Consider the following 13,513-nt stretch of genomic DNA (forward strand, 5'->3'; position numbering starts at 1 on the left):
TGGTTTGGAATATGCTTTTTGGGCTTATTATTTCGGGGTTTGTGCTGCTAGGGGTGTAGATATGCGGGGTTTGGCACACACTTTTTGGCGTTTAACCCGGATTCTAGTGCAATATGATTGGATTCCAATATGGCTTTCTTCTGCTCGATGGGGGAGATATTTGAAAGCGGCTGGAAATGATTCTTCAAAAGCACTAGCGTTGTATGAGCATAATACCGAATTGTCCAATGCGATCATGCACGATATTGCTCATTTTGAGGTTGCGATTCGAAATGTTTATGATCGTTCGATCTGTAAAAATTTTAATGGTCACGAGCACTGGCTCTTTGATGAATCGTCTCCCGTAATTAAACCGTTGTACCGGTCTAGAAAGGGAAGCGTGATTGATCTAAACGCTCGAAATCGCTTTAGCATCATGGAGGCGCAACGTCGGGCCCGGAGTAAGCCCGTCGCACCTGGGCAAGTTATCGCTGAACTGCCGTTCGGGTTTTGGCGACACTTGACTGATTCGGCTCATGAGAAGAATTTATGGGTACCGTATTTACATTCAGTTTTTCCACCTGGAACTGACCGGAAAGCAATAGAACAAGCTTTAGCTATGATCAACAAGGTGCGAAATCGAGCTTCGCATCATGAGCCGCTTTTTACGCAACGTCGGTATCGCGAGTTATCTGCCGCACATGGATTTATTATTGAACTTGCTCAGATGTTTCTCCCCGAGCTAGCAGATCATATTCACAACACTAGTAGGGTGGCCGACATTCTCTCCGATTTTAGATCCAGTAATGGTTTATGGCCCCGTTAGGGCCGGAACCGACCGGAAACCATGCTTATTAGTTGGTTTTATCTATTCCTCAATTGCGGCGAAGAATTCATTTTCTGTCATCACGGTCAATGCCGCGCCTTTTTCCACGAGCGCTCGGGCTTTCACCATTTTGCTGGATCCATCCATGCCTGGCTGCCACGTGGTTGGCGAGGGTACCCCGACTACCAGCTGGGTGGTTTTCTTCGTCACTGATTTATCAACCTTGCCGCCCAGCTTTTCGACGAGTTGCTGCACATCCGCGCGCTTCATCCGACCAAGTGTGCCGGTAAAACACACGACTTCGCCTTCTAGTGCGGTCTCATTCGTCCACTGGGCGAGGTCTGCTTCTGGTCGCGCCGTCCGGGTACCGTTGCCGTTACCTCTACCAGACCCCTGGCTCCTGCGTTGCCGTGGTGCTTGCGTGAGTGCGAAGGTCTTTACGAGCTGTTCCAGCGGCATCTCCAGGTATCGCAGCATCGCGAGGAATAACTCGCCGGTAACCCGCGCGTCCTCGGAGGCGTCGTGGTGCGTGAATGCCAGGCCGGGGCAGTAGTCGTGGATCAGGCTTTCGAGTCCGTTGGTTCCGGCAGGGCGTTGCAGCAGGTATCGGGCCATGCGCAGCGTGCAAAGCCGAGGATTTATAAAATCGGGCAGATTCCCCAGCTCTGTGTGTGCTCGCCAGACGGAATAATCAAAAGCCATGTTGTGCGCAACGATGGGGTTCGTGCCGACGAATGCCTGGATGTCTCCGGCTAGTTCCCGCATGGTTGGGGCATCTGCGACGTCGGTTTCTCTAATGCCGTGTACCGAGATGTTGATTGGCTGGAAGTGCTCGTATCCAGGGTCTGGTTTGATGAGTGAGCTGTAGCGTTCAAGTGTTTCGCCGTGGTCGTTCATTCGCACGAGTCCGATCTGGCATGCGGACGCACGCATCTCGTTGGCGGTTTCGAAATCGAGGACAGTGAACTCAGTAGGAAGCGACATAGGAATAGTATGCACAGCTTAAGCTGTTTTGTCCGGGGAATTCACAGAAAATTTCTCCATAGTAGCGCTGCCGGTAGCTAAAAATTTTCAATTTTCGCTGCAGTAATTTCGTTCCATATATGATGTTCGACGTATGGATTTTCCCAAGTCAGAAATTGATTTATTGCGTCAACAGCACCCGGATCCTGCAGATCGCATCTCTGCGGATATGACGAGCAGTGACTTTCTGAAGTTGCTGACGGATGTTGCTACTCAGCGTGACAAAGCTCGTGACCGTGCGGGGCAACGTAAAGAACCCCGGGTCAGCTGGGGTTTAACCTAAACTCAAGGAGCTACACCTCAACGCGAAAACACCCCCGCCGCGATGCTTCAGGCTGGGCCTGGTGTTCGGACGAGAGTGCCTTCTATATGGGGTTCAGTATGCCATTTATGGCATCTGCCCTCTCAAAAAATGAGAGTATAGGTCCATGGCGAAAAAATCAAGGAGACAGGCTCAGCGCGACCAGGATATCCTTAAGCGCATTGGCACCGACCGTATGCATCCCTATCTCACTGAAATGCAGAGTCACCCTGGTCGCGCTCTTGATCTTTACCGTTGGAACGCTGAATTATCCTCATCATTCTGGCCACTTATTTCGGTGACTGAAGTCAGTCTTCGAAACGCCCTCGACGAACGCCTAGGGCAGTGGTGTCAGAACAACGGCGGCCACCGTGATTGGCTGTTATATATAGATCAGGCTCCCCCTGACCTCAAAAACGAGTTTGGCGGAAAGACGCGGGCATTTAGAGGCCGGGCAGAGGGCGCCAAGGAGATCCGTGATACCGGTACCGGCTTGGTGATCGGTTCACATCCTCGAAAAAATGCTCCCTTAACCAACGGCGACGTTCTTTCCCAGATCACCCTCGGAGAATGGGGACATTTCATTCCTTCCGCTCCAAGGATCCTTGCTGACGGATCGAAAGCACCGTTTCCCGATCCCACTACAGCACAGCGACGAGAACGACTCTGGAACGCGGTGATTCGGCAGGCTTTTCCTTCCGTCGTACAACCCCACGCGCTAGCAGCAGACCTTAATCGGCTAAGATTCTTCCGTAATCGGATCGCTCACCATGAACCCATCTTCGCGGTTAACTACCGCCGCCACAGGAACGAATTGCTTGGGCTACTCGGCAGCGTGGCACCGCCTGTTCACCAGTGGTACACCTCTACTGATCACCTGCCAGAAGTATTCAAGAATGACCCCCGTGAGTCTAAATAGAAATGTAATACTATGTGTAGAGGAACGGACGAATCGGGTTAAACGACAAATGTCCGCATCCCCTTTTGGCGATTAATCCTGCATTGTCAATGGTGAATTCGCTATTCCGCTGGCACGTCGATGTCTTCCAAGAGTTGTAGGATTTTCGCAAACGTACCATCGATGCAGGCGGTGCGGAACTGCCCTGGCACGAAAGCCTCGGCTTGCCGTAGTGCTGACAATGATGCCAGCAGTTCCTCAATGCTCCGTTGAGAAATCAATGCAGGATCACTCACGTTCGGGTAGCTGCCGTCTGCCAAAAACTGCTGCCAGTCTGATCGGGCAAATTCCGCCAGTGCCTCGTTATATTCGGACTGTAAACTCGCGATGTCGGAATCGGAGGCCCGCGATCCTTCTAGCTCTTCAAATTGTGGGATGAATTTAGTTAGTTCGGCATGTTTTCCTACCAGCTCATCGTGGCCCTCATCTGTGGCGCTCGATTCTTTGCGCAGCGTGATCACTAAAGAATCAGTGTCGATGTCCAAGTAATGGAACAAACGACGCAGCACAGTCATTTTCTTGTTGGTATTGCAATCCAGCAACACCCAAAGTCCAGGAGTGAGCTCGCCGAAATCTTTTACAGGCTCATTGCTCAGCTCGAACCCGAAGCCGCCTTCCTCGGCATAGGCGTACATCTTTTCGTGGTGCTCGCTGAGCAACTGCAGGCAAACGCTGCGCACCATGTCTTTGAAACTCTTGACGGTGTATTTGGAGTCGTCGAATTCATACGCAACGATCCTGCGGTGCTTAAAGTTCGTATTTTCCCCGAGTGGCACAGCCGGTAGCGGCTCGACCGCCGGGACGAACTCGGTGTGCAGCATCGGCCAATAGTCCAAGGCCTGTTGGGCTAGTAGCTCAGTTCGTTGCGAGATCTCTTCTGGGCCCCAAGAATCTACCTGCCGCACGTAGTTGTTCAGCCGGTACGGCGAGGAGTCAAAACCTTCGGGAAGGGATTTCTTTTTGGCAAAGCTGTAATTGCTGTATTCGGAGTTGTAGCCGGTGACAGTCAGATTACCGATGCGGTGTACCCATTCTTCGTGCACTTCTTCGGCATTGCTGCCGAGCTCGTTGCGCCACTCTTTGGTCAGCGTGCGTGGCATGATGTGTTCAATCGAGGCGCTGCCGTCGTGGAGAGCATCAGCGATGTCCAGGCGGTCCTTCGAATTGCGGTTTTCTAAGCACTCAAAGAGATACCGGTGGTAGTGCCTGCTGAATTTATAAAAGTTCCGGGTAGCGAAATCATGACGGAATTCTTCGTCGTCCGGGAAGCGCCCAGAGGTATCCGCACGTTTCAGCAGTAAGTAGCTGATCACTTCTGCTAGCTCGGTGTCTTCGGGGCGGATGCGGGTGGCTTCGTTGTATAGCGTGGCGAAGATCTTGTTCAGCGCGTTGGATGCATCGCCGACGACGATGCGTCGGAAACAATAAAAATCAACGATGGTGACAATCCGGGTGAAGTCTTCCGGTGTAATCGTCCCATTTTTCAGGTCGGCCAACAGCGGCATCATGGTAGGCAATGCGACGTCACGCTGCATCAAGTTAAAGCGGCGGAGTCGACGGTCGGCGGCAGGCACTCCAGTCGAGGCTGTGTTGAGTGCGCGGAAATAGCCGGCGTATTCATGCATTTGTTTGAGCACGGTTTCGATTCCGGTGCTTTGGTCGTGTAAATATGTGCGGAATGCCTCGTATACTGCATCGAAGCGTGGTGTCTTCCGTGTTCGTGAGACCAAGTACAAGCGTACAAAGGTGTCGGTATCGAATTCGACGTTCTTTTCAATTCGGTTCCAGTAACGCTCGTAGAGATCATTCTGGGTTTTCGTGTCCAGCCCCATGAGCACGAGGTTGCGGATTTTGTCTGATTCCTTGAGTTCTTTACCCGTGGAGTTCAGGGATTCGAATATGCGTTGTGGATCATCGTGTGATTCCAGATCCAAAGCCATGACTTCCAGCCGGTTGACCGCATTCCAGAGCTCATCGCCGTCGAGTTCTTGTTTGGCGATGCGCTCCCGGAAGTATCGGTAATTCGCCGTTACTGTGGACTTCTCGATCGGCTGCTCGCCGGAAAGCAGACGTCGGTAGGCATCGAGGTCGTCTTTTACTGGCTTGAGCTTGAGCTTGTTTTCTCCGGACATCGTGCTACCTGGACGCACCAAATAGTTGCGTTTGATGATCTTGCCAAGTTCCGGGTTGGAGCTCTTGACGACGCCTTCTTCCAGGCTGTCTGCGATAGCCAGCATAAGGATGCTAGTGGTGGTCAGGCGCTGCTGGCCATCGATGACTACCCAGGTGAGTAGCTCTGCGTTACCGACGACGGCGCCGAAGAAGTGTTTCTTGCGGTCGAAGCGGATAACCTCAATCAAATCATCGAATAAACGGGCACATTGTGCTTCACCCCAATCATAATTGCGCTGGTAGACGGGAATATGCAGCTCGTTATCGACGCCGCCGAATAGTTGGACGATGTCGCGGACGGTGCCCTTCATAGACTGACTTTCTGGGTTTAGCTCTGTGTTGAGGTTCTCAACTACTTTATCTCATTGCTTGTTTATACTCGGCGAAGTGAAGTGTCCTGGCTTTTGTTCCTAGGCATTTACCTTATTTTCTATTATTTCCCGAGACTCATCTTGTTCCCACAACCCGACTTCAACCTCAGCCGGAGTTCGGTATCCCAAGCTTTGATTCAATCTTGTCTCGTTCCACCATGACACCCACTCGAATATGGCGAGTTCTACCTCGACAACATCATCCCACCTGCGAGTATGGATCAGCTCACCTTTTGTAAGAACCGTTCACGTTTTCAGCCAAAGCATTATCATAGGAGTCACCAACAGTCCCGGTAGAAGCTGTAATGCCGTGCTGGGCAAGCCGCTCGTTGTAGACAACGCTGACATACTGCGACCCGTGATCCGAATGGTGAATAAGACCTGTTGTTTCTTCAGCACAGACTATCGCCTGGTTGAGAGCTTGCAGCGGCAATACTTCGGTGCGCATTGAATCCGATAGCGCCCACCCAACGATGTGTCGGGAGAACACATCGGTGACAAACGCGGTGTACATAAAACCTTTCTTTGTGCGCACATAGGTAATGTCAGCCACCCACAACTTATTCGGGCCCGAAGCCGTGAACTCGCGCCCCATCAAGTCCGGGCGCGTATCCACCGTTTTTGGCCTACGAGTGGTCACCGGTGAACGGCCTTTATTTTTGCCTGAAAAACCAGCCAGGCGCATCAGCCTGGCGGTGTGCTCACGGCCGATATCAATTCCGTCACGGCGAAGAGCATGCCACATTTTCCGCACACCATAAACACCATAGTTATCAGCGTGAACGTGGCGAAGGTGTTCAAGCAAAACAGCATCACGAAGTCTGCGGGCACTTATGCCACGAGCTTTGGATTGGCGGTATCCACGCGAGGTAATAAAGCCACCTTCGCGATTGTTCTTCACCGTCGTGCATATGAACTCGATTGTGAAACGATTCCGATATTCATCGATGAATCGGATCATTTCTTAACGTTGTGGGTCGAGTCATCAGGCGAAAAAGCTGAGGCAGCCTTCAACAACGCATTGGCGTCCCGCAGCTTGTGGTTTTTCTAGGCGTAGCCTGGCATTTTCAGCTGCCAGGTCTTCTGGCAGGTGCTCAGGGACTCGTCCCTTCACGACGAGTCGCCTGCGCCCATTGCCGGGCAGTATGCCACGAGCCCCCACAGTTTGGGTGCCACAGTTTTGCATGCTTCCTACATGGATATGTTCTTCGCCAGAATGCGGTCCTCAACAAGGCGGACCACTTGGTCTTTTGTATCCTGGTCAAACTTCTTCGACATGGTTGAAGATTTTCCTATCTACCCAAACGGAACAAAACCTGGGGTACGTCACAAAAGCTGCGGAACTTCAGGGTGTCGAAGATTGGCATTAATGCGACTCTTTTTAGCCATTTATCGAAAATTGACAAAATGGAACTAGATCAGATAAGGTCAAGCATGTAAGCCTCGAGATTGAGTTGCTTGAGTGAGGTTTGACCTCGCTTAGGGAATGAAGGTTCGGCCCATGGTCGGACGCTCGAGGCAATTGTTACACTTAGGGAAATTTATGAACCGGGAGCCCATCGAACTTCGTATTCCTTTTGAGGATTTGCTTTCTGCACCTAGACTCGGAACATACTTCGAATACGTTTCAAAGCACTGTGGTAACGGAAAGTCACCTCATGAGATGCTGAGTCCAGAGGAAATGTCCGCATTCGCGTCAGACCACGAAAGACGTAGGGAAATAGCGGCCTATCGGCTCTACTTCTGGGATTCATGCGTAGCGGCTTCTTTTTGGCCCTCAGTTTCTTTTACTGAGGTAGCTCTACGAAATGCCATTAATGATTCGCTCTGCGATTATTTTGGAGTAGCTAGGGAAAACGGTTGGTATGATCTGGTTTGCAAGGAATCTGATTTCTCCCAACAAATTTTGGAAAAACCCGCTATGTGGAAGCGGGAAGTCAAAAACTCTATCATACTTACGAATAGAGATTACTCGAAGTTCCAAAAGGAACTTAAACGCGCTTTAGATCGTCTCCGAGGCAGGAAACGGGCAGGCGACTTTACCGTTGCTAAGATGCCGCTTGGAATTTGGGCAATGCTCCTTAGTAATGGTGACTCTTCGCCTGGAAAGGGATATCTCAATTACGAGCAGACCCTTTGGGAGCCTTGCTTAAAAAATGCTTTTCCCAATTTTTCTGGGAAGAGAGCGCATCTCCGCGAGAAAATCCGAAGTTTTTCCGTATTGCGCAATCGAATAGCCCACCATGAACATCTATTAGGCAAGAACCTTCAAGGCTATATTGAAACGATTGAAAACATTCTTGAATACATAGATGGACCGTCGGCTGACTTTTTCTCCGACTTCAATAGGATTCAAGAAATGATAGAAGCAAAAGGTAGTTTCCTTAGCGGAAGAATCTATATGTGAGTGTTCCTATGTACCGGCACATATAGACGCGATGCTAGGGGTTCTTGCGGAAATATGGGTTACTTTGACTAGCTTTGACTGTTTTGAATCGTTGTCCTTCCTCTAAGGAATCCGTAAGGATCTAAAGGAAGGGACGATTGACCTATTGGTTCATATCTTCGTTGAAAAGTTCTTGGTCGATTTTGATGGCGGTTGCGGATCCTGCTCCTATGGCTTGAGGTATTTGATCTGGCGAGCTTACAACATTTCCTGCTGCCCAAAGGCCTTTTTGCGATGTCAAACCATGCTCAGTTTGAACCCAACCATCTTTTACTACGCATCCGGCAGCCCCTAGGAGTGAGTCATTAGGGAAGAAAGAGGGGCCTGTAAAACAGGCTTCGTAGTCGATGATTTCTTCGTTCAACCCAATGCTTACTCCAGTACTGCATTGAGTAGATTCGGTAACCTCTTGAACCGGTCGAGGATCTATCTTGACTCTCAGTTTTTCTAGTCTCCTCTTCTGTTCCTCTGGGACGTTCATTCCATTGGGAAAGAATGTAACGTTGTTAGTCCATTTAGTAAGCAATTCCGTAATTCGGAAGGTGAAACTCGGATTTTCTCCTCCAATAATTGCTAACTTTTTGTTTTTTATTTCGTATCCGTGGCAATACGGACAGTGGAAAACTCTTGAACCCCAGAGCTCTTTTAGTCCTGGAACTTCTGGTAGTTTGTCACTGATTCCAGTAGCTATCAACACATGGCGGGATTGAATTTTCTCGCCATCTGATAGGCGGGTAGTCCATGTTTCGCGATCGTGTTGGTTATTGATTAGCGATTTAGCGGAAGCGGTAATGCTCTCTCCGCCGAAAGAGATGAATTCACGGTGCCCAGCGCTGAGTATTTGGTTGGGTGGGGTTGATTCAAAACCTAAGATTCCGTGAGAATGTTCGCTGAACCTATTTCGCGGTTGTCCGTTATCGATCAAGACAACGGACCTGTTTGCCCTCGCTAGGGTAATCGCCGCAGAAGTTCCTGCAAAACCTCCACCGATAATTACGATTTCTGCTTTCATTTTGCCTCTAAATTCTTGAAGTGACAGTACAGCCAGTCTGACTCTCCTGCAGTTGGCGAGGACAGTATATTAGGGTTTGTTTGAGCGTGCAAGATTCTTCCTAAAGGAAATTAACGGCGGCGAGTGAAGTGTACTGGGGGGGGTAGTTCCGCTTCTCTTACGACCCCGTGCTAATGCGGTCGGTGAGATAGTACTCGGTTTTACTTCTTGTGAGGTGGCGAAGTCCAATGCTTCGCGAAGCCGCTTGGTGTTCCACCAATGGACCCACCGCAAGGTGGCGAGCTCGACTTCTCCGACCGACGCCCGCAGGCCTTGAGCATGCATCAGTTCCGCTTTGTAGAAACCATTGACTGTTTCGGCCAGAGCGTTGTCATAACAATCACCGGCTGTTCCTACACTTGGCCGAATTCTGGGTTCAGTCCCCCAGGACGCTTCAATGTCAACGAACGAGAACAACAGATTTCAGCGAGCGCCGTGGTACGTTACCTTAAAAATTGGTCGATTTGTTGACAATTTGGTGACAATATCGTGATGCATGGAGGTAAGCGGCGGAAAGTCGGGTGTGCTGAAAGTTGTAGTTGGCCTGCTGATAGGAATTGTTCTGACGGTGGGAGCTCCCTTTGGTCTCAATAAGATGAGCCTGTTAGAGGAGCTGACCCGTTCCATTACTTCGACTGGTATCGGTGGCACCCTCGAGGACATTTCGGAAATGGCCGTTGAGCAGTACTCGTATTCCGCCGTTGGGTGCTTCGAGGATGACGGGTGGAGGGCATTGGGGCTGAGAGCCCCGTTGACAGGAAAGCATTTTCTTATTGCCTACGACGGCGTGGCGAAGGCAGGGTCAAGAACATTGAGAAATCGGACGTGAGCATCGATGACGTCGCTCGCACCGTAACCATCAAGGTTTTTCAGGCGGAGATCCTCTCGAATGAAATTGAGTCCTCGTCCGTGACGGTATATGACTAGTCATTCAACCCTTTGAATCAGGTCAAGGTGGAAAATTATGCGGAGTTCTTGGATAGCGAAGAAAAGCGAGCTGAGGAGAAGGCTAAGCAGAATGGCTTGCTGGAGCGGGCGCAGCAGCGTGTGACCGACTTGGTTAAAACCCAGGCCGAGGCGTTCCTGGCGGGATCGGACAAGGACGGCTACGAGGTACAAGTGATAATTGCTTAAGGCACAGAGATAATGGGGTGTGACGGCGATGTTAGTTGAGATGAGTAAGCCGAAAGCTCTTGTAGTATTTAATCTGGCCTAAACAACATATTTTGTCGTTTAGGCTCGGTATCTAGGCAAAAGTTCGGGGTTTGAGGCCGCGGGGGAGCAACGCAAAGAACCCCAAACCAGATGGGGTTCTTTGGATGAAAGTGCATATGCGCCTGGCATATGCTCGATGCGCTATCACCATAGCATGCCACCTTTTTCTTTCCAAGTTGCACGTGAGTTTATAAGCGCTCCGCGTTTGGAGCCTTATTTGCAAGAAGTAGGGGCCTGACCCCGGCGTTATATATAAGGCGCATTTAAATTAGTGGCATTTGTACGTGACTGAACATTCCAGCGTTCGCTCGCTATTTTATCGCCGCAAGTGCTGCCTCTCGTACCTTTCGGGCAGAGCCAGTGAGATCTAATGCTGCGAATCGCATCCTGTGCTGACCGATAGAAAATTCCTGTACATCAGGGAAGTCACTTGCAGACAAATCTGAATGGCCAGCTGGTAAACCCAAAGTCGCATAGACCATCACACCGTGTACCGGAGTCCCAGCAGGCTCGTTCATTGCATAAGCAGTGGCGTAGCTCGTGATCTGATAAATGTGATCAGATTTCAAAGTTGACCGATTACCCTGGCGGACCGTGGTTGCCATTGAGGTGAATTTTGCATCGACGATAAGATGCTCACCGGACGGCTGCTTTATGATGATGTCGGTTTCCATCTCAGGAACTGCTGCGTTGGAGTTCTCAGTACCTGGCCAACGCATCCGGCGTCCGCTGGTTACACGGGCGGTAGGTAAATGGTAGCGGTATAGGCCATACAGAGCTTTTTCAAATAATTTACGAAGTTCGGCTTCTTCGTATGTCCGGCTCCGAAATTCTACTGTGTTACCCGAAGATGCCTTCCCACCTGCTGGGACAAACAATTCCAGCAAAAGTTTGGCAACCGCCACAGGAGTGTGGTCTCGGGGAGAGAGACGAGACCCTGGATAGCCGAGGGTCTCGACTAGGGTCACGCCGTTGTATCGAAATGCATTCACCAATCTGCGACACCGCCGAGTAAGAGCCGTATCGCCAAAAGCTTGCACTTTGTGCATTGCCGTGTTCAATGCGCGAAGTAGATAACGGTTCACTGGACCGTCGAGGCTGAGCGTCTCATATTGGCATCGAACCTTGCCCTTTTCTAGCAACTGGTGCCGCGCAGTGTGATAGACATCGATCTTGCCGCGTACCCGATTAAGATTCCCGCTCTCTGTCTCGAAGGCGACGCTGAGTTGTTCGCTCATGCGGCGCTCGACAGCATCACACAACATTGAACTTACCAACACAGGAAGCTCAGCATCTGTATCTTCTACTGCAGAATCGCGGATCAAGCCACGTTGGTATACCTCCGAGGCGTATAACTGCAACAGCCAGATGCTCCGCAGCGGTACATATTTACTGAGACCCATGGAGTATTCCCAATGCTGTCTCCAGTTTTTCTGGCTGACTAAACCAGTATTCTTCGAGCAATGGCGCCAAGTCGGTGTCGATGATTTCCTGGAACCATCGTTGAGTCTTGCCGACGGCTGGCTCGGTGATTTTCGTGCGCGGTGTGACAAAGCTATGCCCGATGCAAAATGGCGCGCCAAGTGTGGGATCTTCACTGATGAGCGCGTTGACCTGTGTAATTTGATTCGCAATAGAGCGAAGTTCACGCGTATCGTGGCCTCGTTTTTCTGCAAATTCTAGCCAATTGCTTCCCAATTCTGGCTTGAGAGTCGCGAAGGAGAATCGTCGCCGTAATGCGATATCAAGGCCAGCCAACGATCGATCTGCTTGGTTCATGGTGCCGATGACATAGAAATTTTCCGGCAGGTGGAATGGGTCGTCATCATCTTGTGAATAGATTAAGCGTAGCGCGTTATCTGGGTTGCGTTTGTCAGCTTCCAGCAATGTCAGCATTTCGCCGAAGATTTGTGCTGGGTTACCACGGTTTATTTCTTCAATGATGAAGATATGCTTTTGCCCTGCATCTTCTTGGGCACCTTGGGCTGCCTTCATGAAAGCGCCATATTGGAGTTCTAGCCGACCATCACGTGCTGGACGGTATCCCATGACAAAGTCTTCGTACGAGGTAGACGGGTGAAACTGTTGCGTAGTGATGTTCTCGTCGTTCTCTTTGCCGATCAAGGCATAAGCCAGCTTGCGGGCAAGCCAAGTTTTGCCGGTCCCCGGAGGGCCTTGCAGGATCAGGTTTTTCTTTTCTGACCATCGACGGAGCAGCTTTTGGATTTCACTGCTTTCTAAAAAGGCACCTTCAGCACGAATATTTTCATAGGTATAAGACGCATTTTCAGTTTTATTTTCTTCATTCGTTAATTCTGCCGAAGATTCGGATTCAGGCATTTCTGCTGGTCCAGTGGTGTAGGAGGCAGCAGATAACTCGGCGAAGTTATTTTGTGTATCTTCCTCCTCAGTCATCCAGGCTTGGACTTGTTCCAGAGCCTCTAAATAGGACTGACCGTCTCGTACTTGGTTGGTGAATCCAGGGCCAAGGACATTTGGGGAATTTAAATAGTTTCGTGTCTTGCTATCGAGGGCTAAGAAGGTTCCAGGGCGGAACCAGTAGAGACCCATCGTGTAGGCGGTGATGCTGCGGCTATCAGTGGCTAAATCAAATGCTTTGATGAACTCATCACGGCTGCTGGATTCCGCGTAACGTATGCCAGCAAGAAATAATTCCCATGCAGCGTTATAAAACTCCGGGTTACCTATATCTGCTGGTTTTGATTCGAAACGAGTGCTTAGATTGTTGCGCTCTGGAACACCATCAAATCCTGTTGGTATTGGAGCATCGATGTCGAAGGTCTCTTTATAAACTCTGCAGATCGCAATTTTATTTGCGACTGTGATTTGTCGGTTAATAATAGCGAGAACAGTAAACGGATCAATATCCGTTGCTTCACGACGTTCACCGTCGACAGTGGGGAGCGTCCATAAGTTCTTGAAGAGAGAAGGGCGGTCTGAGCCTTCTGCCGCTTCGGTTAGCTGCTTAATCAGGGAAGCGCGGTCATCGTGGTAATTCGCAAGTTTGGTTCCTAGTTCTTCAAAGAACTCATCCCAGTCAAGGATTGCCTCTGAATTTTGCGTGAGATCAGATTTGGAGTGGGCTGGAATATCGGACCAGTGACCTTAACTGGTAACCTCGAGATTTTCTTTCTTCCAACACTCAACAAA

At 50.2% G+C, this 13,513-nt stretch carries 13 protein-coding genes and 1 pseudogene; 6 read left to right on the forward strand and 8 right to left on the reverse strand.

The genetic code is table 11. The annotated features are described in order from the left end of the window. Window positions 1-805 (forward strand): Abi family protein (locus QP888_RS10705; protein ID WP_284813553.1); only part of this gene is annotated, 805 nt, incomplete at its 5' end. Window positions 806-847: 42 nt separating this feature from the next. On the opposite strand, the gene QP888_RS10710 is transcribed toward QP888_RS10705, so the two are convergent. Continuing rightward, on the reverse strand, window positions 848-1,789 hold the full coding sequence (locus QP888_RS10710; protein ID WP_284813554.1) for an exonuclease domain-containing protein: 942 nt from the start codon (window positions 1,787-1,789) through the stop codon (window positions 848-850). A gap of 133 nt (window positions 1,790-1,922) precedes the next feature. On the opposite strand from QP888_RS10710, the gene QP888_RS10715 reads away from it, so the two are divergent. Further along, entirely contained in the window at window positions 1,923-2,111 is a 189-nt protein-coding gene (locus QP888_RS10715; protein ID WP_284813555.1) for a hypothetical protein, read from the forward strand. Window positions 2,112-2,256: 145 nt separating this feature from the next. Beyond that, complete coding sequence (locus QP888_RS10720) at window positions 2,257-3,048, forward strand: Abi family protein (RefSeq protein ID WP_284813556.1); 792 nt, start codon at window positions 2,257-2,259, stop codon at window positions 3,046-3,048. A 101-nt stretch (window positions 3,049-3,149) separates the two neighbouring features. Here QP888_RS10720 and QP888_RS10725 read toward each other — a convergent pair whose 3' ends face one another. The 3 genes from QP888_RS10725 to QP888_RS10730 all read right to left on the reverse strand — a co-directional run bounded on the left by QP888_RS10725 (window position 3,150) and on the right by QP888_RS10730 (window position 6,531). Beyond that, a complete protein-coding gene (locus QP888_RS10725; protein WP_284813557.1) occupies window positions 3,150-5,570 on the reverse strand; it encodes a DUF262 domain-containing protein in 2,421 nt (806 codons plus the stop codon). A gap of 99 nt (window positions 5,571-5,669) precedes the next feature. Beyond that, complete coding sequence (locus QP888_RS11215) at window positions 5,670-5,855, reverse strand: IS3 family transposase (RefSeq protein WP_350338248.1); 186 nt, start codon at window positions 5,853-5,855, stop codon at window positions 5,670-5,672. 1 nt (window position 5,856) lies between these two features. Beyond that, window positions 5,857-6,531 carry an IS3 family transposase gene (locus QP888_RS10730; RefSeq protein WP_284813564.1) on the reverse strand — a complete coding sequence of 225 codons (675 nt, stop codon included), beginning with the start codon at window positions 6,529-6,531 and terminating at the stop codon, window positions 5,857-5,859. A 642-nt stretch (window positions 6,532-7,173) separates the two neighbouring features. Here QP888_RS10730 and QP888_RS10735 point away from each other — a divergent pair. Beyond that, on the forward strand, window positions 7,174-8,037 hold the full coding sequence (locus tag QP888_RS10735) for a hypothetical protein (RefSeq protein ID WP_284813558.1): 864 nt from the start codon (window positions 7,174-7,176) through the stop codon (window positions 8,035-8,037). A gap of 142 nt (window positions 8,038-8,179) precedes the next feature. On the opposite strand, the gene QP888_RS10740 is transcribed toward QP888_RS10735, so the two are convergent. Together QP888_RS10740 and QP888_RS10745 are read right to left on the reverse strand one after the other, a co-directional pair. After that, on the reverse strand, window positions 8,180-9,088 hold the full coding sequence (locus tag QP888_RS10740) for an NAD(P)/FAD-dependent oxidoreductase (protein ID WP_284813559.1): 909 nt from the start codon (window positions 9,086-9,088) through the stop codon (window positions 8,180-8,182). Between the two features lie 157 nt (window positions 9,089-9,245). Then, window positions 9,246-9,505, reverse strand: a pseudogene (locus QP888_RS10745) (integrase core domain-containing protein); the annotation flags it as partial. A gap of 118 nt (window positions 9,506-9,623) precedes the next feature. On the opposite strand from QP888_RS10745, the gene QP888_RS10750 reads away from it, so the two are divergent. Together QP888_RS10750 and QP888_RS10755 are read left to right on the forward strand one after the other, a co-directional pair. Next, on the forward strand, window positions 9,624-9,956 hold the full coding sequence (locus tag QP888_RS10750) for a hypothetical protein (RefSeq protein WP_284813560.1): 333 nt from the start codon (window positions 9,624-9,626) through the stop codon (window positions 9,954-9,956). A 110-nt stretch (window positions 9,957-10,066) separates the two neighbouring features. Beyond that, the gene (locus tag QP888_RS10755; RefSeq protein WP_284813561.1) at window positions 10,067-10,261 is read left to right on the forward strand and encodes a hypothetical protein; all 195 of its coding nucleotides are present in this window, start codon (window positions 10,067-10,069) and stop codon (window positions 10,259-10,261) included. 392 nt (window positions 10,262-10,653) lie between these two features. On the opposite strand, the gene QP888_RS10760 is transcribed toward QP888_RS10755, so the two are convergent. After that, window positions 10,654-11,745, reverse strand: a complete 1,092-nt coding sequence (locus QP888_RS10760) for a 5-methylcytosine restriction system specificity protein McrC (protein ID WP_284813562.1) — start codon at window positions 11,743-11,745, stop codon at window positions 10,654-10,656. Continuing rightward, window positions 11,732-13,453, reverse strand: coding sequence for an McrB family protein (locus tag QP888_RS10765; RefSeq protein WP_502869181.1), 1,722 nt, complete (start codon window positions 13,451-13,453; stop codon window positions 11,732-11,734). Before QP888_RS10765 ends, QP888_RS10760 begins: the two co-directional genes overlap by 14 nt. Window positions 13,454-13,513 lie beyond the last annotated feature (60 nt).

It is taken from the genome of Corynebacterium sp. MSK297, assembly GCF_030232885.1.
GTDB lineage: Bacteria > Actinomycetota > Actinomycetes > Mycobacteriales > Mycobacteriaceae > Corynebacterium.